Below are 22027 nucleotides of genomic sequence, written 5' to 3' on the forward strand. Positions count from 1 at the left end.
ATCTGCAGGAGCGGCATATATCGCACAGCAAGGTCACGCGTTTATGTCAGGCGTGCGGCCTCGAATGCAGCGATCAGCGCGTCGATATTTGTATAGAGGTGCAAGCCGCGCTGGTGCAGCAGAAAACCGCGTTGGAAATAGCGGCGCGCGAATTTCGCATCGGGCGAGGCGGCGATCACGCGTCGGCTGGCAAACAGATTTTCAAGCCCGTTTTGCACCTTTGGGCCAAGCACGCGGTTGCGCGTCATATAGGTCTCGTCAATCAGATGCGTGTGAAAGGGCACCGCGAATGACGCGCCAAATGCCAGGGCAAGGCGCTGTGTCGTTGTGAAACTGCCCACCGGGCGATCCAGCGCGCGACCGAGGGTGGCAAATTCCTCGATCTTGCCAACTAGGTGATCCGTCGCAAGCCCATGTAAACGTGCAATAAACCCCAGATTTTGGCGGGCCGTCAGGCGCGGTGTAAAGATCGTTGCCATCGCAAGCGGCCATGAAACAGCCTCGTCCCGCTGCACTCGACCGCTGTTGGGCTGATCCGCACCCGAAATCAACCGCAGCAGCGCCGACTTTCCGCTGCCAGCCGTCGCCATGATCACATAATGCTGGCCCGTTTCGAAAACAGCATCTGTGTTTTGCAAGATAAACGCCGTGTCCTGCGGCGGCCCGTACCACCGGCTGACCTTTTGAAACGCGATCATCGCCCACGCTTGCCCCGGCTGATACGTTCGACCAAAAGTCCCGTCGCCCCAAGGCCAAGCGTCAAAAGTCCCAGATATTGCAGGCTGATCATCGTGCTGTGATAGTTACCATAAAGGCCACTGCGCATCATCTCGACCAGATGCAGCAGCGGGTTGAACCAGAGGATATTGCGCAAAACCTCGGGCAGCAGCGATGGGATGTAGAATACGCCCGAGATAAAAAAGACCGGGCGCGCCAGCATCCGCTCGACAAAGCGCCAACCGCGCCATGCGCTGAAAATCAGCGCATGCCACAGCCCCGCAAACAGACAAAAGGCCGCAAGTATCCCATAGGCGGCCACCATCTGCGCCAGATCGGCGGGCGGCGCGGCGCCGCTCAGCCAGATTGCGCCGCTGAAAAAGGCGATGGCGATCACACCATGCACCGTGCTGACAAGCAGCCAGCGCGCCATCACACTATCCATCGGTTTGACCACGGCAAACGGCGCCAGATGGGCATTCGCGGTCAGCGCGCCGGTCAAACTGGCGGACATGCGGCTATAGAATTCGACCATCAACACACCCGTGCCAAAAAACAGCGCAAGCGACGGCCCAAACGGCGCATGCCGCCCCAGCAGGTTAAAGATCAACACAAGCGCGGTCAGCACAACGGCGGGCTGCAATACAACCCACAAATAGCCCCACCATGTGCCGCCAAATCCGATCCGCGCCTCGCGCACCAGCAGCGCGTTCAGCACATGGGCCTGCACCTGTATTGCAGCGGCGCGCGTCATCGGCGGTGATCCCAAATCAACTGCGTCAAAAGCAACCCGACCAGCCAAGCGAATGAAAGACCAAGGAAAATCAGCGCAGGCGTCAGGATGCGATACGGGTATTTCGCGATTTCTTCGGGATAGGGATCGGCGAAAACCGCCAGATAGCGTTGTTGCCGATCCGCATTGGCGCGCGCAGACTCGTAGGATGTCAGCGCGGAGGCGTAATATTGTTGGGCGAACTCTTGGCTCATTTGCAGGTCTTCGTAGTCCGACAACACTGCCGCGGCCAAAGCCCCTGCCCCATCTGCCCCCGCAATTTCGGCGCGTAAGCGGTCGCGCTCATCCGTCAAGCCCGCCAATTGGTTGCGCCGCACGCCCAGTGCGGGGGATTGCGGTGCGCTACGCTCTAGGCTTGCGACATCAGCCCTCAGGCTCGATATCTGGCCAGAAATCGTCGAAATGCGCTGTTCTTGCAGGGTCAGATTGATTGTCGGATCGCCAATATTGCGCGCGGTGCGAAAGGTGGTCAGCGCCGCGCGGGCGGCGCGCAACTGATCCTCAGCCCGCTGCAATTCCTGCGTCGCTTGTTGCAGGGCCGCGCTGCGCGCCTCTTCGGACAGGCGATTGATCACCTCGACCGAGGCATCAAGCACCAGATTGGCGATATCGACGGCGTCTTGGGCTGAATAGGCCTCGACCTCGAATTCAAAGATTGATGTGGTCGCGTCGAACCGGCTGGTCGCATGTCTGCGCCAATAGCGCAGGCGATCCTCGAATGCGGCAGCGGGATCAAGGCGTTGCAGCGCGTCGATCGCCGGATCTGCAAACAGGCGATCGAAGCCAAGAGCCGCATCAATGCGGCGCAGCATATCGGGCGCGTGTAAAAACCGTCCCAGAACGTAAGAATCCGAACGGGTCGAGCCCGCGCTGGTCATGCCGGTCAGGGACGAGAGCATATCCGCGCCGCCACCGCCGCCTTCGATACTGCGCACAACAAAACTTGCATTCGCCGCATAGCGATCCGAGGCGATGGCCCCGAAATAAAGCGCCGATAGCAGCGCAGGCAGCGCAACCAGCCCCAGAAACGACCACAACCGCATCATGGCGCGCCAACCAAAGCCCGCACCGCCGCGATAAAGGGCGCATCTGGCGGCCCGTCCAATCCCGCCCCATACAATTGTTCGCGCAGGGCAATGCGCGCAGTCTGCAAGGGATCATCGGTCGAAATCTGCGCCATAATCGCAGCGATATCTGCTGCCCCCTTGAGGTGATAGGCCGCGCGCGCCGAGGGAAAGTCAGCGATATCAACGCCCTGTGGCACTGTCACAATCTGCGGTCGACCGGTGTAAAGATAATCGGCCATGGTCGAGGACAGATCTGTCAGCAGGACATCGGCGCGGTTGTAAATATCGGCAGCCGGGGTGTGCGGTGCGATCATATCGCCGCCGGCAGCCGCGATCGCTTTCACAATGGGGTGCATGGTGGTGCTCTGCGTGCTGAGGGGGTGCGCTTTGAACAGAATATGCGGGCGCGGCGTGATCTGGCCCAGCGCGGCAATGATATGGGGCGCAAGCTCCAACGACGAAAACCGCGTCGTTTGTGAATAGCCGAGCCAGGTCGGCATGTAGCCAATCGTCAGGGCTTCGCGCGCGCGCCTACGCGGACCACGCAGCAGGTTTTCCGCCTGCGGCCGGCCGATAATGCGAAATCGATCCAGCGGGATCATCACGCCATGGGCCGCATAGCGCGCAATCGCAATCTGACCCGCCACCCAGACCTGATCAAAGCTTTTGGTTAACAGGGAATAGGAGGGCGGCTTGTCTGAATCGCCGTGCAGCATCTGCACATGTGTCGCATCGGGAAAAGCGGTGATCATATCGCGGTTGCGGTGACCATTATTGGCATACAGCACTGCACGCAGGTGCGAGGGCACCAGGCGTCGCAAATCTGCCTCCTTCGGCGCAAAAATCGCCGTAATGCCGCGCGCATTCAGGCTGGCATAGTGATTTTCCTCGCGGCAAATGACAAACCAAGGCACCTGCGCGCGATGGAGGTAGGGCGCCCACATATCGACATGGCCGGTGTCATGGTAATCCGGGCCAGAGAAATGAAATGCGAGCGGATAGGGCCGCAGATCCGGCGGCGCGACGGTCTTTTGAAAATGTTTAAGCAGCATCAGAAACAGCCTGTGATAACGCGAGTGGGCTTTGGCTGATCTCGGCCATGCGGGTTGCGGTCATGCCAAGCGGATGAATCGCGCGAAAATCCCCGTTGATGATGCCAAAAGCCGTCTCAATTCGCAGATCCGGCAAAATGCGTAACGCTAGAGCATGCAGCAATTCCCTTTGGCCCGGCGCAAAGCCAGTGCCGATATAAAGGGCAACCCTATCGGGCCGGTGCGCGCCCAAGGTATGAAGCAGCGCTTCGGCCGCAGTGAAAAGCGCCATGAACGGGCCAGCGTCGGCGGTGATCACCACCGCAATGGCACGCGTGGCTTTTGGCGCGGGTAAGCGGGCAGTCACGCCTGTCTCGCCCATCAGCGTGAACGGACCGCCTGGCAGCAGCGTCACGCTGAGGTTTTCCAACGTGGCCGCGGTGCAGATCATCGGCGGCGGCGGAAAGAAACTATAGATCCCGCTATAGCTGCGCATCAGCTTTGGCAGCGCCGGGCGCAAAGTATCGGCAAAGGCGAGCATACGCAGATGGGTGACGCCGTTCTGGCGCAATGCATGCGTGTTCAAACTATCCTCGGATGGATAGAATATCCGTGCCAGCCCGGCGGCAAAAAACGGATCAAGCTGCACAAGGCGGCGCATGTAATAGCGCGCGCCGCCCCCTTTATAGGCTCGATAGCAAGCAAGGTTTCGAAAAATGATAATGGGATCAATACCCTGCGCCAAAAGGGCTTGGCGTGTCTGCATGACAGACGGCTTTAGCTTGCTGCCAGCAAAATAGATTGCTGTGCCCTGCGCCGCCTGAACAAGCGATGCGTAGTCAGGGGGCGGCGGGGCCGTCCGTACGGATTTTGGGCGGATTGCAATCGCCAAGGTCAATAGCAGCAGCGCGCCGAACCATGCTGAGGCGCCCCAAATCGGACCAATGGCAAACAAGAATGGCAATGCTGCAAGGGCGGCAATTCGCAAATAATAGATCCTGTTGCGCGCGATGGCACCCGGCTTTGATTGCCAAAGTCGTGGCGACAGCGCCGCCAGGTAAAACGCACAAAGCGTCAGCGCGCTCGCCCCAAACAGCAGCGCGCCGCCCAGGGCATAAAGAGGCAAGGTTGCGATTACTGCGGTAAGGGCCGCGAGTGCATAGCGTCTTGGGTGCGGCGGGCCGAATGGGAACCAGCGCAGGCTGATTGCGGCGATACAGCCCGCATAGATCATCGCCAAAAGCTCAGTCATCACGCCCCCCTTCCCAAAAGCGGCTGTGCATAATCATTTCCTCGACAAAGGCGCGGCGGATAGCGGGCGGCTGTGCGGCCATGGCGGGGTCGGCATGGCCGAAAACAAGGGCGCGATGGGCGGCGTCGGCCTCTTGCAGGGCGGCGTGATCGGGCGCTGGTGCGCCCGTGACCGCGATGGATTTGACACGATAGACCTGCGCCAAAGCGGCAGGCGGGCTGAATTGGCGCAGCAAAATGCGGTGCGGAATCCGGGCCTTTAGCAAGGCGGCCTCCATGCCGCTGACATCGCACAGGGCAAGCGAAATAGGAGCTGTGCCTTGGGCGTTAAAGTGGCGCAGGCCGGTCATCGCCAGCCGCAGCAGCGGATTGGCATCGCGCAGATCAATAAACGTAGGAAAATCCCGCGCCAGCGCCATCACATCACGCCGCAGCGCGATCAGATGCGCGCGTGACAGCGTGCCCGTATAGGGATGTGGGCGGATGATCACCCCGCGATGGGCGCCGCCGGACATAATCTGCTGCACAACCGCACGGCCAAACCCGCCGATCAGCGAGGAATGGTCATTGCGGCGACTGCCATAGCCTTCCCAGGTCGGCGTATACAGCAGATAGTCACCCGCCTGCCCCGGCCGATAGCCATACAAATCCTGCACAAACAGATCGCCAACCTCGATCAGGCGGCCACCGCGCAGATCGGCATCGGTAAAGATACCCGCGTCACGATAGCGCGCGCGGGCAAGTGGTCCAGCGATACAAACGAAATCATAGATCCGCGCTGCCGGCCGCACCGACGCCGCCTTGTTCGATTCCCCGTGCAGGATCAGCACATGGCGATACTGACGATTGTTCACGGCGTTCAAATTGCCCTGACTGTTGAAGGGATAATAGGCAACGCCGCCGCGCCGCAGCGGTAACGTCAGCGCCTGGCCGCGCGCGATGACCTGCAAGCCGCAATCCTGCGCGACGCGCGCGCGCAGGGGCGACAGATACTGTCCCCATTGCCGCCGCAAAAACAGGGGGGATTGCGCAGCGCAGAATGTGCCTGCCCGATAGAATGGCAACACCTGCGCCACTGCGGTCGCAATCGGGCTGTCGACCAACACGGCTGATGTATAGCTGCGATCCATCCCTAGCGTCCCACCGAAACCCTAGCGCCGCAGGACCAAATTCTGTTTGCGCAGCACTGCCCCCGCATTCGAGCACAGGAAATGCAGCGCGCTTGCAACCTCGGCCGGCTGCATGATCGTGCTGGGATCCTCGTCCGGGGCCAAGGTACGACGCAGATCGGTGGCACAGCGGCCGGGCGACAGCAGGACAACGTCGATCCCTTTGCATGCAAGCTCTTCGCGCATGGCCTCAGAGGCAGCGATCATCCCCGCTTTGGAGGCGGAATAGGTAATCCAATTCGCGCGCCCGTTCATCCCGGCGGTTGAGGCGATATTCACCACGATCCGCAAGCCATGGCCGCGCCGCATCGCCTCGCGCACCAGCAAGACGGGCGAGATCAGGTTAACCTGCAAAGTGCGGGCGAAATCATCATCCGTTACGGTCTCGATCGGGCCCGGCGCGGTAAAGCCCGCATTATTCACCAGCATCTCGACCTCGACATCCAGCGCCGCCAGCGTGTCAAAGAAAGCATCATAGGCCTGCGCCCGCGACAGATCCGACAGTACGGGATAACGCGGCTGACATTGCTGATGCGCTGATCCAAAATCTCGGCCTGAATTGCAGCGGCAGCATCCGCCAGCCGCGCAGGATCAGTGCCGGTCAGTACCACCGCCTCGGCATTCATGGGGCGCGTCGCGAAAAGACGGGCAATCTCGAACCCAATACCGCGCGTGCCCCCGGTAACTACAATCGCTTTCATGCGTGGAATCCCTTCAACAATTGTCCGGCAATGCCGAAATCTTCTGGATAGGTGACCTTGATATTTTTATGCGCCCCCGGCAGCGCCTGAACGCGGGCCCCGTAGTGATGGCAAAGCTGCGAATCTTCGGTGAAAACCAGCCCGTCGCGCCGCGCCATCTGGTGGCATCGCTGCAGATCGGCTCGGTTGAACTTTTGCGGCAACTGGATGTCGAAGACCTCGTCTCGTGGCACGGGGGCGGTGACATAGCCATCTGCGCCGATACGGCACATCGAAAAGGGAATGGGGCCGTAAAGCCCGACGTTTTCCGCGCTGTGATCCAGCAACTGATCGATCATCGCGCCGTCGATACAGGGACGCGCGGCCTCGTGCAGGATCACAACCTCGGTCCCGGCCGCCTCAAGCAGCAGGGCGACGCTGTGCTGGCGTGTCGCGCCAGATCGCAGGATCTGAAACGGCACATTGCCCGCGTGGGGGGCGATCATATCGCGGGTCATCTCTTCGAACCCAGCGGGGGCGTTGGTGATGATCTGTGCAATCTGCGGATGCGCAGCGGCGATCGCGACCGCATAGCTGATCATCGGTCGCCCCAAGATCGCGCGGAACTGCTTTGGCAGCCCGGCCGAGGCCCGCGTACCGACCCCGCCCGATAACAATAGGAATGTGAATCGCTGTGACCGCACGTCTGCACGCCCCCCTTTGTCCAAATGTCTGATCGTCGACACGGTCAAAGCGGGCACCCCCAATCCGACCGTGGATCGAGAGGTAAGCTCTATTGGTTTCTCAAATACTAATCCGCACAGGACGTATTGGACCAATGATCGAAATAGGCGCGGAATATGTCGGGAATGTGACGGGAAATACAAAACCTATCGCGACATAAAAATTAACACCTTGTTTACAAACCCCGGCAAAACGTCCTGCCCAAATTTCAATCATTGCCATCATAATTAACTTTTTATCCCAAGTTATGCCTTGTGAATCAGTGGATTTGCCTCAATCATAAGTTGAGCAAAAGTTAACGCGAACGATGAAGAAACGGGCAACCTCAGCGGGCGGCCCGATGGGCAAATGTTTCTAACTTTGTGATTTCGTCAGAACGTCGGAGAGCGCATCATGACCAGCACGGATAGAAATCTACCACTGACAACGGCCCAGCGTGGGGTATGGATGGGCGAGTTGCTGCGCGCCGAAGGCGGCACGTTCAACATCGCCGAAGCGATTGAGATCGCGGGCCCGGTGGATCTGGCTGTTTTTCGCGCCGCGATTTTGCAGGTGACCGCCGAGGCCGAAACCACCCGTCTGACGATTCGCACGACGCCCGAGGGGCCGGTGCAGCGCATCCTGCCCAGCTATCCGGGCCAGATCCCCTTTGTCGATGTCAGCGCTGCCGCCGCGCCTGACATCGCCGCGCAGGACTGGATGATGACGCGGCTGGTCGCGCCCAGTGATCTGGCGAATGATGTGCTGTGGCAGGCGGCGCTGTTGAAACTGGCGGATGATCGGTTCGTCTGGTTCCACTGCGCGCATCACATCGTGCTGGACGGCGCATCGGGCGGGATGCTGGTCGCGCGCGTTGCTGCGATTTACACGGCGATGCTAGAGGGGCGCGACGCGGGCCCCTCGCCCTTCCTGCCGCTTGACACGCTGATCATGGCTGAGGCCGCCTATAAAACCAGCAAGCGGCGCGAGATGGATCTGGCCTATTGGCGCGATCAGTTGGCCGCGCCGCCGCAGCCCGTCACGCTGTCGACCAAAACTGCGCGCGTTCGCGATATGCAATTGGCCCGGCAGGGCTTCGTCGCCGCGAACCGCTGTTTCCCCGCCGATCTGACCGCAGAAATGGCCGAGGTTGCAAAGGTGCATGGGGCGAGCCTGCCGCAATTCCTGACTGCGGCTTTGGGCAGCTATATTTATCGTATGACGGACCAGAACGACCTTTGCGTCGGGATGCCGGTGATGGGGCGGCTGGATCGCGCGATGCGGCAAGTGCCGGGCATGGCGGCGAATGCGGTCGTGCTGCGCTTTGCCATGGCGCAGGATATGCCCTTTACCGATATGCTGGCGCAGGTGCGGCGGGTGATGCGCGGCGCGCTGAAGCATCAAAGCTTCCGTTACGAAGACCTGCGCCGCGCCCTGGGTTACACCCAGACCCAAGATCACCTGTCACGCATGGCGATCAATATCGAACCCTTTGATTACGATCTGCGCTTTGGCCCCTATGGCGCGCGCAACCGCAACATCAGCAATGGGATCATGGAAGATCTGACGATCTTTGTTTTTGACCGTCAGGACGGGCAAGGACTGGATTTTGGCCTTTACGCCAATCCCGCGCTTTACAGCCAGCAGGCGCTCGAGGCGCATCTGGATCGTATCTTTGCCCTCACGCGCGCCGCGATCACACAGCCCGATGCAGCAATGCGCGACCTGCCTCTGCTCCGCCCCATCGAGGTTGCTGCGCTGCAAGTCGACCGGCACGCCACCGCGCAAGAGCGTCCGCTGGAGCGGCTGCATACAGTGATGATGCGTCACGCGCGCCTCAGCCCATCGCATCTGGCGCTGACCGATCTGCACGGGCCGGTGAGCCGTGCCGCGCTGGCGCAGCAGGTGAATGCGCTGGCAAGCGCGCTGGCGATGGCGGGCGTATGTCCGGGCGATGTGGTGGCGCTGATGTTGCCGCGTGATCGCCGCCAGTTGATTGCGATGCTGGCCGTGGCTGTCACGGGCGCGACATGGCTGTCGCTGGATGCAGATGGGCCGCGCGACCGTAATGCCGCAATTTTGCAAGACGCCGCCCCTGCGCTGGTGCTGACTGATGACCGTATGCCGCATGGCCTGCCTGCGGGCCTGCCGGTGCTGGGGCTTGACCGCAGCGGCGAGGCCATCGGCCTGCCCTATCTGCAGCCGCGCGCGCCGCAAGTGCCACCGCAAAGCGCCTATGTCATTTATACATCCGGCACCACCGGACGCCCGAAGGGCGTCGTGGTGCCATGGTCAAGCCTTGATAACCTGCTGCGCAGCATGATGGAGACGCTGGACTTTGGCCCGGACGAGCGCTGGCTGTCGGCGACATCGGTGACCTTTGATATCTCGATCCTTGAGCTGCTGTTGCCGGTGCTGGCGGGTGGACATCTGGTGTTGGCGCCGCGCGGTGCACAAAGCGACCCGGGCGCACTGGCGCAACTGATCACCGATCACAGCATTACCATGATGCAGGCGACGCCGACCTTTTGGCAGATGTTCCTTGGGGCGGGTCAGGGCGATGCCTTGGCGGGCCTGCGACTGCTATGCGGCGGCGAGCCGCTATCACCGCCCCTCGCCGGGCGTTTGCTAAGCCACGCCCGGGCGCTGATCAACGTCTATGGCCCGACCGAGACAACGATCTGGTCCAGCATCCACGCCGTGACCGCCGCAGATTGCGAGGCCACAAGCATCCCTGCGGGTCTACCACTGGCGAATACGCAGTTCTACATCCTTGATAGCGCGCTGAATGCGGTTGCGCCGGGGATGCCGGGGCAGTTGGCCATCGGCGGCGCGGGTGTTGCGACGGGTTATCTGGGGCGGCCGGATCTGACAGAAACGGTCTTCCTGCCCGATCACTTTACCGCCGCCGCTGGCGCGCGGATCTATTTGACCGGCGACCGCGCGCGGCGCGATGCGGACGGGCGGATCACCATTTTGGGCCGCAACGACGGGCAGATCAAAATCCGCGGCGTCCGCGCCGAGCTATCCGAAATCGAAGGCGCTCTACTGCAAGTTCCGGGTGTCGCGCAGGCGGCGGTCAAACTATGGCCGGCCGATCAGGGCACCTTGCTAGCCGCCTATCTGATCCCGGCCGAAGACAGCATTCTGACGCCTGATCCGGGCGCCATCCGCGCCGCGGTCGCGGGGCTGCTGCCGCAGCAATTGGTGCCGACACGCTATATGATACTCGATACTCTGCCGGTGACCGCGGCGGGCAAGCTCAACCGCGCCGCCCTGCCCGAGCCCGAGGTCATCGCCGCACCCGCCCAACAGACTATACCCACCACGCCCGAGGAACACGCGCTATTCGACGCCTGGGCCGAGGTTCTGGGTCATCGCAATTTCGGCACGCAGTCGAGTTTCTTTGACCTTGGCGGTGACAGCCTTGCGGCGGTGCAGGTCTCGTTCATCTTGTCCGAGCGCGGCTTCCGCCTGCCGATCCCTGCCTTTTTCGGTGCGCCAACCATCGCCAGCCTTGCGCCGCTGATGGAGGGCAAGGGTGACGCGCTGGCGATGCTGCAAGAGATCGCCCTGCCGCTGCGCGCCACCGGCAAGGGGCGTCCGGTCTTTTGTCTGCACCCGGTGCTGGGCCTCTCCGTCGGTTTCGCGACACTGGTGCCGCATCTGCCCGCAGATCGCCCTGTTTACGGCTTGCAAGACGCGGGCCTGATGCAAAACGGCATGCCGCCTTTGGATATGCAGGGGCTGGTGCAGCGCTATCTGGCACGTATCCGCGCCATCCAGCCCCAAGGGCCCTATACGCTGGTCGGCTGGTCGATGGGCGGGCTGGTCGCCCATGCGATTGCCAGCGCACTCGAGGCGGCGGGCGATCAGGTCGCCTCGCTGACCTTGCTGGACAGCTATCCGATCCCATTGGCCGAGGCGCAGGACGACAATTGGCTGATGGAACAGGCGATCCCGCTGATGGGCATCGACTTTCCCGCAGGCACCCCTGCCTCGCTGGATATGATGGCGGATGTGCTGGTGCAGGGATTTGTCGCCGACGACCCCGACCTGCCCGTCAGTCCCGAGGATATCGCCTTGCTGATCGACCTGTTAAAACCCGTCGCCAGCCGCAACCTGCAATTGATGCGGGGCTGGGTGCCGGGCCATGTCAAAGCGGATGTGCTGTTCTATCGCGCGGCCAAACGCGGCAGTGCCCCCTCGCGGGCCGAGCCTGCGCTGTGGCAGCCCCATGTCGGGGGCAAGCTGACCCTGCGCGATCTGCCTGCCAGCCATATGGAGATGCTGCGTGCCGCAGTTGCCCCGACTATCGCACAAGGCATAGTGGCGCAGGAACAGGCGCTTACAGCAGATCCCACGCCCGTAGCTGGGTGATCGCAGCCTCCGCGCCGTTTTCGGCGCGGACCTTTTCCCCCAGCGCGGCGGCGGCATCGCGCATCTGCGGCGACAGCGCGTCCGAGATCGCCTCGGCCAGCGCGGGGGCGTTCAGGTTGCGCAGATCCAGCGCAGGCGTTGCAACACCCGCCTGCCCTAATTGCCAGCCCCAGAAATACTGATCGCCCACGAAGGGCACCGGCACCGTCGGAATACCCGCACGTACCGCAGCCGCTGCTGTGCCCGCACCGCAGTGATGCACCGCCGCTGCGACGCGCGGAAACAACCATTCATGCGAGATGCTGCCGACACAGAAAATATGCGGGTCATCCCCCAGATAATCACCCAGCTGCGCCCAGCCGCTGCCGACCACCGCGCGCCGTCCGATCAGTCGCACCGCTTGCTTAATGATCGCCGCCAGTTCCGGCGCAGCGGCGGTATGCATGCTGCCAAAGCCAATATAAACCGGCCGCTCGCCCGCCGCCAAAAAGTCGGCAAGCCCATCGGGCGGGGTAAAATCTGCGGCGGGGGGCAGGACGAAATAGCCGGGCATGGCGATACGCGGCGCCCATTCGGGCTGGCGCGGCACCACATGAGGGCTAAAGCCGAACAGCACCTTGCCGCCCGTCGCCTTGGCATTGTGCCAAGGCCCTTTCACCGGATAGGGCGGCAGTTGCAGTGTGCGGCGCATGTCATTGGCAATACCGCGCGTCAAAAGCCACGCCGTTTGTCGCAGCAGGCGATGCAGGGCGAGGTTCACCGCCCCCGGCAGGCGGCGCGGCGGCAGCCAGACCGGCGGCAAGGCGCGGCTGGAATCCAGCGGCTGCAACTGGGTCTGGACAAAGGGAATATCGTATTTTTCGGCAAGGCTGGCCGCGACCAACGAGATATTCCCCGACCCGATCAGCAGGCTTGCACCCTGTGCGGCGGCGGCAGCCTCGGCGGGCCAGTGGCGGGCCATCTCGCGCGTCTCGCGAATGACGACGCGGGCGGCGGCGGTGCTTTTGCCCCGCCCCAAAGCCTGCGGGTTACGGCGCATCATGCCCGCAAAATCCGCCGTCAGTGGCGCAAAGGCGATTCCGGCTGCAGCAACAGCGGCAGAAAAGCCTCGATCCGCGGCAAGCCGCACATCCAGCCCCGCCTTAACCATCGCCTGCGCCAATGCGATATGGGGGCGGACATCGCCCTCGGTTCCAACGGTCATAATGACAATGGTCATGGGCGCTCCGCATGCGTATCAATAGTTAACGGCTAACATATCAATGCCTTGAAACAAGCCTGTAATGGCGGATTAATGCGGCATTAAAATTAATAATTGCGAAAATACGTGGCCTGCGACATGTTTTGACCATGCGCAGGTAATTTGCCGCCGATCCCGCAAGCAACTGGCAAGTCTCTGCCCAAAAATTAAGTTGCCGCAGGGATCACAGGCAACAGATCGCCAATAAAGCAGGCATGCCGCAGGCTTCTGCGATTGACTTTCAGGCAAAAGACTCTCAGCTTCCGCTTGATGTCGCAGCCCTGATTTCGCGACACGGCAACCTTATTTCATCTGGTCGCAATATTGATCGTTTAGTTGGACATCGGCAGCGCTGAGGGCAGCGTCAGCCAGTACGGTGCCCGCATTGATTAAAGGGAGTTGAGCGCTTGCGTAGTTTTCTAGTGGATGGTCGCGTCTATGACATCGTGCGCAACCTGCTACCCGAGGGCGAGCTGCTAGAGCCGTTCGAAGCTGACGCAACCCCGACGTCCTCTGCCTATCCCCTCAACCATTCCTATGTCGGTGCGGTCTCGCTGGCAGGCGATAGCGGCGCGTTGAAAAAGGCGCTGGCCGGCAGTTCTTTCGACCGTATCCCCGTGATCGAGATGGACCCCGCCGATCCGATTTCCGGCGCGCGCCAATTGATGCATGTGATGCAAGAAGAGCTTACAGCGCTGCGCCGTCAACTGGGCGAGTCGCGTCGCGCCTCGGCACAGCTGCGCAATGAGACGATGCAGCTGAACATCCGCCTGCGCGAATTGGAACGCCTGCTCTACGACCTCGGCAATCCGCAGTTTTTCAAGGCGCTCGCGTGGCAGCCGACCGGGGCAATGGCTGTCCTGATGCCAGCAGAGACATTGACGCAGCGCCTGCCGGTAAATGCCGTCAGCCTGTCGTCAATCGACCTGTGGTTCCCGCAAACGGTCATGCCCGTGATCGAGGCGCTGTCGGTCTCCATCACGGATGCATCGGGCCTGACCCATCTGGCCGAAGTCCAGCGCCCCGAAATGGGCATCGAGACCGGCTGGCTGCGCTTTGTCCTGCCCGAATTGATTGAAGGCGTGGGCCGCGACTGTACATTGGTTCTGACCTGGCGCGGAGAGAACCCGTTAGAGGTCGGACTTGCACAGCCGGTCGCAGATGTGCGTTTTCGCGCAACAAGCAGTGCGGCGCAACCGCATGAGCATACGCTGGCCGTTCAAGTCTGGCATGCTTTGGGCGGCGTACGCTTGCCAACCCCGGCGCCGCTGCTCAGTGGTCGCGCCAGCCTGACGACGCGTGATGCAACCTTCATCGCATCAAGCGCCCTGCCCCACCCCAGCCTCATCTCGGTGCCAACCTCGGCGAAAGATCACGTCACCACTGCTTATTGGTCGCGCGAACAGGTCATTATGGTGCATCCGTCGCGCCAAGGGGCGGTCTGCGCAATCGTGCGCGATATCCCATTTCCAAACCTGACACATATATCGGCGTTGATTAATGTCGGGCATCCGCGCTCTCCCAGCCTAAACTTTGCGATCGGCGTCGCCCCCGCAGGCGCGGTGGATAATGACGGGCTGTGGCACAGACGTCTTGGCCCATGGGTTACAGGAATGCCTGCACATAGCTGGGGCCAGGCCCATTGCCTGCCGCTCGAACCTTTGGGCGAGACATTCGATTTGTTATTGGCCGTCTCGATCGCGGGCGATGTACCCAATGATATGAGCTGGGGCTTTTTCCGCGGCTTCCGCTTTGCCACCGGCGACAGCTTGGGCTAACAGAGGGGTCTGGTCAGATGAACGCCATATCACGCAGCACAAAGCCCGCAAAACGCGCGCGCGCCGAAACGGCTCCGTTTGTGATCAACGTCGTCCTGCCGATCAAAGGCCATCCGGTTCTGGTCGATGATGCGATCAATTCCATTGCAAAAGAAATCGACGCGGGCACGATCAACCGTCTGATCGTGGTGAATGACGGTTGCAGCTATCTGGAAACATTGCAAAGCCTTGGTGCTTGGCAGTTGATTTTGGGCGATAAAATCCGGGTTGGTCATTACATCAACGGCGGTCTTAGCGCAGCGCGCAACCGTGGTATTGAACATGCGCTTGCTTGCGATCCAGATCTGGACGCGATCTTCTTGCTTGATGCGGATAATATGCTGGCCCCTGACGCCGGCGCGACCATGCAGGCAATGCTGGCCAACCATCCGCGTGCCGACTGGTTCTACCCGGATTTCGATTTCTTTGGCCAACAGGGCCATTACATTACCGAGCGCGATTATAATCTGCTGTTTCATGCGCAGGTGAACCTGTGCGAAGCGGGCAGCCTTGTCCGCCGCCGCATCCTGGACGCCGGCGTGCGGTTCGACGAGGGTATGCGCCAGGGCTATGAAGATTGGGACTTTTGGTTAAGCGCGGCGCAAAAGGGTTTTAGAGGGCATTCTGTTGCGCAGCCCCTGCAGCTGTACCGCAAACGCCCTGTCAGCATGCTCAGCGAATCCCATGATGCCGATGCGGCGCTGCGCCAGCACATCGTGAACAAACATCAGTGGCTGTTCAACGTGCCAAAGATGCTGGCGCTAGAATCGCAGCTTTTTCCGCGCTTTGCGGTGATCGAGGGCTCGACCGGTATTGCCTATCTGCAAACCGACCCCATGCAGGCGCAAGAGATCACGCTCGACGAGCTTGAGCGGATGATCATGGCCCATCTTGCCGATCCTTATGCCAATCACGCGCCGCCCTATGTGGTCTTTCTGCGCGATGGCGTCTCGGCCCGGTTGCGCGCAGCATCCATGCTGCACAGCTTTTTCTGGAATACCGAACGTCGCCGTGCACGCGGCGAGGCCGGCACTGATTTCGATCTGTTTTACCTCGAGAGCTCGGACGCCGGGCATCGCATTGCCACCAATGCGCACAATGATGACCGGCTGGCCGATGGCGTCGCGCTGGATCTGATCACACTGCGCCGCCTGCTGGATGAAAGCGAAACCGGTGACCTGCTGCGTCTTGATCACCTGCCATCGCCGTTCAACGCCGCTGGTTGGTCGGTTGATCTGGAAAAGATGGTGCCGCTGAACCTTGTCGCCGAAAGCGCGCAAGAGCTGATGCGTCGCTTTATGCTGCGCCTCAGCCGCAGCCGCTATTTACCGGCCGTCGACATGCAATGGGAATGGCGGCAGGTGGGCGGCGCAGTGGATAAGTCGCGCTCGGTCCATATTCCGCGCCGCGCCGCGGATGGCGGTGTCGTCTTCCCGCTGTTGAAGCAGGCCGGAACGCAGGATGTCGGCTTTGTCTTGCCAATTTTTGACTTTGGCGGCGTGGAAAAAGTCGTGGCGTCGATCGCGCGCGAATTTGCGGAAAATGGCTATCGCTGCCATTTGTTTGTGATCAGTGACCGCCCGATCCATCCTGATGACTGGACGCTGAAATCGTTCAGCACGATCAACTGGATGGCGGATTCCAGCGCCATCGATTGGACAGGTCAGGAATTCGTCGGCACCGCCGAACCTAGGCTCCAGACCCATTGATTTTGGGGTTTTGGCGTGATTCAGGCTCTGTGAGGAGACCTGATCGATGAGCAATCTATATTGGCTGAGCGATGCTCAGATGGCGCGCCTTGCGCCTTTCTTTCCCAAGAGCCATGGCAAGCCCCGCGTGGACGATCGTCGCGTCCTCAGTGGCATAATATTTATCAACCGCAATGGGTTGCGGTGGTGCGATGCGCCGAAAGAATACGGCCCGGCGAAGACCCTTTACAACCGGTGGAAGCGATGGAGCGACAACGGAGTCTTCGCCCGGATCCTGGTCGGGCTGGTCACTGAGCGCGCCGAGCACGAGACGATCATGATCGACGCGACGTATTTGAAGGCACACCGCACCGCATCAAGCCTTGGGGTGAAAAAGGGGGGCGCGGGCGCCAGATCGGGCGCACCAAAGGCGGCATGAACACAAAGCTGCATGCCGTTGCTGATGCCAAGGGGCGGCCGATCGGGTTTTTCATGTCGGCTGGGCAGGTCAGCGATTATACTGGCGCGGCGGCACTGCTAAGCAGTCTGCCGAAGGCGGGGTGGCTGCTCGGAGATCGGGGTTACGATGCCGATTGGTTCAGAGATGCGTTGAAAGACAAGGGGATAAAGGTCTGCATCCCAGGCCGGAAGTCCCGCAAGAAGGCGGTGAAATACGACAAGCGGCGTTATAAACGGCGCAACCGCATCGAGATCATGTTCGGTCGCCTCAAGGACTGGCGGCGCGTGGCGACCCGATACGACCGGTGTCCAGAGACCTTCTTCTCAGCCATCATCCTCGCCGCAACCGTCATGTTCTGGCTATGAGCAAGAACGAGTCCTGAGCCTAGCTGGGGCAATTGGCACGAAAAGGCCGATCTGATCGGGCTCTTGTCCTCGATGGATGTGGTGATCAATGCGCATTCGGGTGCGCTGCATAAGGTCGCAAATCTGCTGCGCCGCAAGGGCGTCATCATGATCGATCATGAGCATTTGATGGAGCGCAGCACCTATGGCCGCGCCTATGGCCCGCCGCATTTGGCCATGGCCTATGAATTCGCATATGATTTGATCCTGACCTGCTCTGACAGCTTGCGCGTCTGGATGCATGGACAAGGGGTTCCTGAAGAAAAACTGCTGACCGTCAGCAACGCGCCGGGCTATCCGCTGGCGCCAGAGGCCAGCGCCCGTGTGATGAATGGCCGCCAAACCGCGGCAGCGGATCGTCCGCTGAACGTGCTGTTCCTCGGCCGCCTCGATCCACAAAAGGGCGTGCACCGGTTGGCGGATATTTTCCATATGCTGGCCCAGCAAGTCCCGGATATCCAGATAAGCATCGCCGGCAGCTCGGTTATCGATGCAAGCAGCAGCGGGTTTGCCTTCCCGGCTCAAACCAAAATGCTGGGCGCCGTGCGCGGGCGCGACGCGCTGACGGACCTGTTCGCGCAAGCCGACATCATGATTCTGCCGTCGCTGTACGAGGGGCTGCCGCTATCGATTCTCGAGGCCCAAAGATGCGGTGTTGTGGTGCTTGCAACCGATGTGGGCGCGGTCAGCGAGGCGATAACTGATGGCGTTAACGGTCTGTTAATAAATGAGATCGGCTGCGAGGTCGGTTTTGTCGAACAAATAATCAAACTCGATAAAAACCGCGATCAACTGACCCAAATTTCACAACAAGCAGCCGACATGCATCGTGATTGGGCCGCAGCCATATTACCGTTGCTAAAGTGGCTTAGTCCTCGGACGCGCGCCCAAGCGCATGAGTCACACCAACACCTGGGCAATCCAGTTAGGAGCATATAATGACCACCATCTATGACGCGGCAAAGCACAGCTTTGTCTCTGCGGCCAACATGCTTGCTGCTTTGCAAGAATCGCGCATCGAACTGCTCGGCGAAGCCCGTGCACAACTGGAAGACCGCCCCAAGCTGAAGCTGGCGCAAGGCTATAACGACATTGGTCAAGTGCTGGGCACCTGTCTGCCGCCCGGCGGTCAAGCCGAACTGTCGGCCAGTGAAACCGGTGATGCGCTTGAGCTGCGCTGCTCGAACGCGGGCTGGATGACGCTGGAAGCCAAGATGCAAAATCGCGCTATCCCGTCGGAATATTATGTCGAGTTGGGCATTGACGCCAAGCAACCCGTTGTAGCCGACGTCTTTATCCGCGAATTCCTGACCGACGGTACGACAAACGACGTTGGCCACCGTGAAGTTCGTATCACCGACACTATCGCAATCTGCCGTCTGTCCGCTGCGGACCTGTCGGAAGATGCAACCGCGCACCGTGTCATCGTACACGTCCGCCAACCCGCTTCGCGTATGATCATCGACCGCCTTGCAGTCACTTTGATCTAAATTTGAAATAACGGCGCCGTTCAGGCGTTGATCTGCTACGATAGGTTATTTTCGATGCACACCAACATCGATTTTTGTTTTACGGATGATGCACGCATCGTAGCGGTCACCGGTTGGACATTACAGGCCACACCGCTGATTTCACTTCACGTCGACAACGAAGTTTTGAAGCCTAAAATTATTACACGGCATATTCGGCGCGATTTGCGCAGCAACGACCCGATGGGACTTGTTGCGCTTTTTGACCTGTCGGAACTGGCTCCGGGAATTGATCCGGATCGGGCTAGATTCCGGCTTGTGGAACCCGATGATTCAATTGAACTTTACCGCAGCCGCCTGGGCGAAGACCTGTCGCGGCTGGTCGAAATTGGTGTAAACGAAGTGTTTTTTGCAGTTCTGCGATTGCTTGCGCAATCGCAGATCACAGTGCTGGACCCCGCTTTGGGCGCCGCTATCTATGCAAGGTTGCGCAACGCACAACCGCTCGCCAAAGAAACAGCTAGCTATGTGCTGGCGACTGACCGCTGTCTGGTCAGCACGGCTGGACAAGGCATGCTGACAGGCTGGTATCTGCCCGCTGCGGCCACAGCCGAACCTTTGGTCGCGCTGGCTTTTGCAGATGGTATGGTCGCGCCGGTTGATCTGCAAATGAACAGCACGGCGCGCGCCGATCTTGCAGCCTATGGTGACCGTTATACGTTCACCGGGCGCGATGGCTATGTCGGCGCTTGGCGGTTCAGCCAAGCGCCGACAGGCAGCACACAATTGATGTTCCTGATCCCCGGCGAGCCGAGCGCCTCGGGTGTGATCGTGAATACCGAACCCGCATCTGCCGCCACGCTGGCCGGTCAGATCGTCATGAGCATGTTGGCGCTGGAGGATACCGCCCGTCGCGTGCGCCTGCGCCGCGGCACCCTGCCCGCCTATCTGGATATCGGCGCCTTTGAGCCCGTCGCAGCCGCCCCTGCCCAGGGCGAGACGCTGGTCGTGCTCGACCATGATTTGATCGACACCGATCTGCGCGATGTATTGCGCCGCATCGCCCGCCTGCACCCGAACGGCTTTGCCCTGCATCTGCTGCGCCAAAGCCTGACCCCCATTATGCAAAGCGCAATCACCGCCATTGGCCATGAATATGACGGTGCCGTGCGATTGGTTGACGTGGATCTGGCGCTGGCGACGCCGCGCGAGATGCCGGGCCGCGTGGTCTTTGCGCGCAGCTCGTCAATTTTCCAATTCGATATTGCACCGCTATTTGCCGCGGATGCCGCAGGCGGCATTGTATTGCTGCATGACCCGATCGGCAGCGTGTTGGGCAGCCGCCCTGATGACGCTGCGCGGTTCGCGCGCGATGGCCTGCCCTTTGCCGTCATGATGGAAGGCGCCGCCTTTTTTGCACAGCGCGACGCCATTCCGCATGTCTTCCTGACCGAGGAATCGCGCATCCGCCTGCTAACCGAAATGCTGATGGAATTGGGGATGCTCGACGTGCAGCGCGTCGATGTCTACCGCTATTTCATGGGCAAATCCGGCCCCTTCACACAGGCGCTGATCGATGGCCGTGACTGGCACGAATACGACGCCGAAAGCCGCAAGCTCTTGACCGAAAGCCTCCCCTCATGACCCGCACTGTCATCGTCTCGCACTCGCACCCGAACCTGCGTTATGGCGGCGGCGAGGTTGCCGCCTATCGCCAATACGAGCATATGCAGGAACAAGGCGAAGAGGTTTACTTCGTCGGCTCGACCATCGGCCCCGAGGATAGCGCAAAATTCTTTGGCGCGGGTCAGCAGATCATCAGCTTTGGCCCGACCGACTTTTGCCTGCGCGGCATGGGTATGGATTCGTTTGTGATGGAGCAAAGCCGCATCACCGATGAAGACTGGATCTTTGATTTTCTGCTGTCGCTGAAAGGCGATATCTATCACTTCCACCATTTCTGGAACATCGGCGCAGGCACGATCCGCCGTCTGCGCAAGGCGCTGCCCCATGCGCATTTCATCTGCACCTTGCACGAATTGACCGCGATCTGCGCCAATCACGGCCAGATGGTGAAACGCTCGGGCGAGTTGTGCTATGCCTCCAGCGAAGTGGCCTGCGCCGCCTGTGTTGAACGTGCGCCGGTCGATTTCGTGCTGCGCAAGACGCGGATGCTGGAAATGCTCGACCTGTTCGACACCTTGTTGTCGCCCAGCGAATTCCTGCGCCTTCGGTTCGAGGATTGGGGCATCGCGCCCGGTCGTATTGCGGTGATCGAGAACGGCCTTGACCATATCGACACGCATGTCCCCGAAACCACAGCCGAGCTGGAGCTGAAGTCCCGCCGCTTTGCCTTTTTTGGTCAGGCGACCCCGACCAAGGGTCTGGATATCCTGATCCGCGCCGCCGCCCTGATCGAGGAGCAAGAGGACCTGTCCGACGCGCCCATCGTGATCGAGATCCACGGCGTCGACAAAGCCGGCTTCATGCGCATGTGGCCCGAGTTTGAAATCCCCGAATCCGTGCGGTTCCGCGGCCGCTATCGCCCGCAGGATTGCGTGAACATTATGAAGGAATACGGCTGGATCATTATTCCGTCGGTCTGGTGGGAAAACTCGCCCGTCGTGATCCAAGAGGCCCGCGCCGCCTGTACCCCGATGATCGCATCGGACATTGGCGGCATGGCCGAAAAGACCGCAGGTTGGGGCGTGCATTTCCGGGTCGGGGATGCCACATCGCTGGCCGCCGCGATCATGCGTGTGCAGGGCAATGCAGATGTGCTGCAAAGCTATAAGGAAAAGATCAGCCCGCCGCTGGACATGGCTGGCTTTCATGCCGAATGGATGGGGATGCTGTCGCTGCAAAGCAATATCACCGCGCCGCCGATGACCGCGCCAGGGCCAGAGCCTGAAGCCGAACTGATCGCGGCAATCAGTGCAACAACCACTCCGACCGTAAAGCGTGTTCAGTCCCGTCGGCGCGGGCGCAAGTAAACGCGGCCAGCCGCTTTGCAACAGGCCCGTGCAACGTGCGCGGGCCTTTCGCTTTGGTAACCTCCCTCTTTTACCCCTGCCGGTGACAGTGTCAGGCGTAAAGGAGACCGCGATGCCAATCCAAACCCGCTCTGGATTACAGATG

The 22027-nt window shown here is 60.6% G+C and carries 18 protein-coding genes; 8 read left to right on the forward strand and 10 right to left on the reverse strand.

The genetic code is table 11. The annotated features are described in order from the left end of the window. Nucleotides 1-41 precede the first annotated feature (41 nt). Genes KVU_RS06780 through KVU_RS06820 form a run of 9 tightly spaced genes read right to left on the reverse strand, consistent with a single transcriptional unit; the run spans nucleotide 42 to nucleotide 7412 of the window. Nucleotides 42-698 (reverse strand): ABC transporter ATP-binding protein, encoded by a 657-nt coding sequence (locus KVU_RS06780; RefSeq protein WP_013384607.1) that lies wholly within the window; start codon nucleotides 696-698, stop codon nucleotides 42-44. Continuing rightward, on the reverse strand, nucleotides 695-1471 hold the full coding sequence (locus KVU_RS06785; RefSeq protein WP_013384608.1) for an ABC transporter permease: 777 nt from the start codon (nucleotides 1469-1471) through the stop codon (nucleotides 695-697). Before KVU_RS06785 ends, KVU_RS06780 begins: the two co-directional genes overlap by 4 nt. After that, nucleotides 1468-2556 carry a KpsE/RkpR family capsule polysaccharide export protein gene (locus tag KVU_RS06790; RefSeq protein WP_013384609.1) on the reverse strand — a complete coding sequence of 363 codons (1089 nt, stop codon included), beginning with the start codon at nucleotides 2554-2556 and terminating at the stop codon, nucleotides 1468-1470. The genes KVU_RS06785 and KVU_RS06790 overlap by 4 nt, the downstream gene beginning before the upstream one ends. Continuing rightward, on the reverse strand, nucleotides 2553-3629 hold the full coding sequence (locus KVU_RS06795) for a CDP-glycerol glycerophosphotransferase family protein (RefSeq protein WP_014537812.1): 1077 nt from the start codon (nucleotides 3627-3629) through the stop codon (nucleotides 2553-2555). The genes KVU_RS06790 and KVU_RS06795 overlap by 4 nt, the downstream gene beginning before the upstream one ends. Continuing rightward, nucleotides 3619-4860, reverse strand: a complete 1242-nt coding sequence (locus tag KVU_RS06800) for a hypothetical protein (RefSeq protein ID WP_013384611.1) — start codon at nucleotides 4858-4860, stop codon at nucleotides 3619-3621. Before KVU_RS06800 ends, KVU_RS06795 begins: the two co-directional genes overlap by 11 nt. Next, entirely contained in the window at nucleotides 4853-5989 is a 1137-nt protein-coding gene (locus KVU_RS06805; RefSeq protein ID WP_013384612.1) for a hypothetical protein, read from the reverse strand. Before KVU_RS06805 ends, KVU_RS06800 begins: the two co-directional genes overlap by 8 nt. Before the next feature lie 21 nt (nucleotides 5990-6010). Further along, a complete protein-coding gene (locus KVU_RS06810) occupies nucleotides 6011-6532 on the reverse strand; it encodes an SDR family NAD(P)-dependent oxidoreductase (protein ID WP_081447065.1) in 522 nt (173 codons plus the stop codon). After that, nucleotides 6448-6729 (reverse strand): hypothetical protein, encoded by a 282-nt coding sequence (locus KVU_RS06815; RefSeq protein ID WP_013384614.1) that lies wholly within the window; start codon nucleotides 6727-6729, stop codon nucleotides 6448-6450. The genes KVU_RS06810 and KVU_RS06815 overlap by 85 nt, the downstream gene beginning before the upstream one ends. Continuing rightward, nucleotides 6726-7412 (reverse strand): IspD/TarI family cytidylyltransferase, encoded by a 687-nt coding sequence (locus tag KVU_RS06820; RefSeq protein WP_236953056.1) that lies wholly within the window; start codon nucleotides 7410-7412, stop codon nucleotides 6726-6728. The genes KVU_RS06815 and KVU_RS06820 overlap by 4 nt, the downstream gene beginning before the upstream one ends. A 433-nt stretch (nucleotides 7413-7845) precedes the next feature. Between KVU_RS06820 and KVU_RS06825 the strand changes: the two genes are divergently transcribed. Then, nucleotides 7846-11811 (forward strand): non-ribosomal peptide synthetase, encoded by a 3966-nt coding sequence (locus tag KVU_RS06825; protein ID WP_014537813.1) that lies wholly within the window; start codon nucleotides 7846-7848, stop codon nucleotides 11809-11811. Here the strand turns inward: KVU_RS06825 and KVU_RS06830 are convergent. Continuing rightward, on the reverse strand, nucleotides 11780-13030 hold the full coding sequence (locus KVU_RS06830; protein ID WP_014537814.1) for a glycosyltransferase: 1251 nt from the start codon (nucleotides 13028-13030) through the stop codon (nucleotides 11780-11782). The two genes, KVU_RS06825 and KVU_RS06830, sit on opposite strands and share 32 nt — an antisense overlap. A 428-nt stretch (nucleotides 13031-13458) precedes the next feature. Between KVU_RS06830 and KVU_RS06835 the strand changes: the two genes are divergently transcribed. The 7 genes from KVU_RS06835 (at nucleotide 13459) to KVU_RS06865 (ending at nucleotide 21882) form a co-directional block, all read left to right on the forward strand. Next, nucleotides 13459-14829, forward strand: coding sequence for a DUF6212 domain-containing protein (locus KVU_RS06835; protein ID WP_013384618.1), 1371 nt, complete (start codon nucleotides 13459-13461; stop codon nucleotides 14827-14829). A gap of 17 nt (nucleotides 14830-14846) precedes the next feature. Next, a complete protein-coding gene (locus KVU_RS06840) occupies nucleotides 14847-16577 on the forward strand; it encodes a glycosyltransferase family A protein (RefSeq protein WP_082416080.1) in 1731 nt (576 codons plus the stop codon). Nucleotides 16578-16623: 46 nt separating this feature from the next. After that, nucleotides 16624-17381 (forward strand): IS5 family transposase gene (locus KVU_RS06845; RefSeq protein WP_148225652.1). Its coding sequence is split into 2 segments (ribosomal slippage): nucleotides 16624-16948 and nucleotides 16948-17381, totalling 759 coding nucleotides; the frame shifts between segments, so codons are not numbered across the junction. Nucleotides 17382-17453: 72 nt separating this feature from the next. Next, the gene (locus KVU_RS06850) at nucleotides 17454-18359 is read left to right on the forward strand and encodes a glycosyltransferase family 4 protein (protein WP_060486262.1); all 906 of its coding nucleotides are present in this window, start codon (nucleotides 17454-17456) and stop codon (nucleotides 18357-18359) included. After that, a complete protein-coding gene (locus tag KVU_RS06855) occupies nucleotides 18359-18910 on the forward strand; it encodes a hypothetical protein (protein WP_013384620.1) in 552 nt (183 codons plus the stop codon). The genes KVU_RS06850 and KVU_RS06855 overlap by 1 nt, the downstream gene beginning before the upstream one ends. Before the next feature lie 297 nt (nucleotides 18911-19207). Continuing rightward, entirely contained in the window at nucleotides 19208-20533 is a 1326-nt protein-coding gene (locus tag KVU_RS06860; protein WP_148225660.1) for a hypothetical protein, read from the forward strand. Further along, nucleotides 20530-21882, forward strand: a complete 1353-nt coding sequence (locus KVU_RS06865) for a glycosyltransferase (RefSeq protein WP_013384622.1) — start codon at nucleotides 20530-20532, stop codon at nucleotides 21880-21882. The genes KVU_RS06860 and KVU_RS06865 overlap by 4 nt, the downstream gene beginning before the upstream one ends. The last annotated feature ends 145 nt before the right edge of the window (nucleotides 21883-22027 follow it).

It is taken from the genome of Ketogulonicigenium vulgare WSH-001 (assembly GCF_000223375.1).
Lineage (GTDB): Bacteria > Pseudomonadota > Alphaproteobacteria > Rhodobacterales > Rhodobacteraceae > Ketogulonicigenium > Ketogulonicigenium vulgare.

Excerpts from the sequence above, each read along its gene's own strand:
- KVU_RS06800 (WP_013384611.1), bottom strand. The coding sequence starts at position 4,860 with ATGACTGAGCTTTTGGCGATGATCTATGCGGGCTGTATCGCCGCAATC.
- KVU_RS06805 (WP_013384612.1), bottom strand. The coding sequence starts at position 5,989 with ATGGATCGCAGCTATACATCAGCCGTGTTGGTCGACAGCCCGATTGCG.
- KVU_RS06865 (WP_013384622.1), top strand. The coding sequence starts at position 20,530 with ATGACCCGCACTGTCATCGTCTCGCACTCGCACCCGAACCTGCGTTAT.
- KVU_RS06840 (WP_082416080.1), top strand. The coding sequence starts at position 14,847 with ATGAACGCCATATCACGCAGCACAAAGCCCGCAAAACGCGCGCGCGCC.
- KVU_RS06815 (WP_013384614.1), bottom strand. The coding sequence starts at position 6,729 with ATGAAAGCGATTGTAGTTACCGGGGGCACGCGCGGTATTGGGTTCGAG.
- KVU_RS06830 (WP_014537814.1), bottom strand. The coding sequence starts at position 13,030 with ATGACCATTGTCATTATGACCGTTGGAACCGAGGGCGATGTCCGCCCC.
- KVU_RS06795 (WP_014537812.1), bottom strand. The coding sequence starts at position 3,629 with ATGCTGCTTAAACATTTTCAAAAGACCGTCGCGCCGCCGGATCTGCGG.
- KVU_RS06855 (WP_013384620.1), top strand. The coding sequence starts at position 18,359 with ATGACCACCATCTATGACGCGGCAAAGCACAGCTTTGTCTCTGCGGCC.
- KVU_RS06780 (WP_013384607.1), bottom strand. The coding sequence starts at position 698 with ATGATCGCGTTTCAAAAGGTCAGCCGGTGGTACGGGCCGCCGCAGGAC.
- KVU_RS06790 (WP_013384609.1), bottom strand. The coding sequence starts at position 2,556 with ATGATGCGGTTGTGGTCGTTTCTGGGGCTGGTTGCGCTGCCTGCGCTG.
- KVU_RS06785 (WP_013384608.1), bottom strand. The coding sequence starts at position 1,471 with ATGACGCGCGCCGCTGCAATACAGGTGCAGGCCCATGTGCTGAACGCG.
- KVU_RS06850 (WP_060486262.1), top strand. The coding sequence starts at position 17,454 with ATGGATGTGGTGATCAATGCGCATTCGGGTGCGCTGCATAAGGTCGCA.
- KVU_RS06825 (WP_014537813.1), top strand. The coding sequence starts at position 7,846 with ATGACCAGCACGGATAGAAATCTACCACTGACAACGGCCCAGCGTGGG.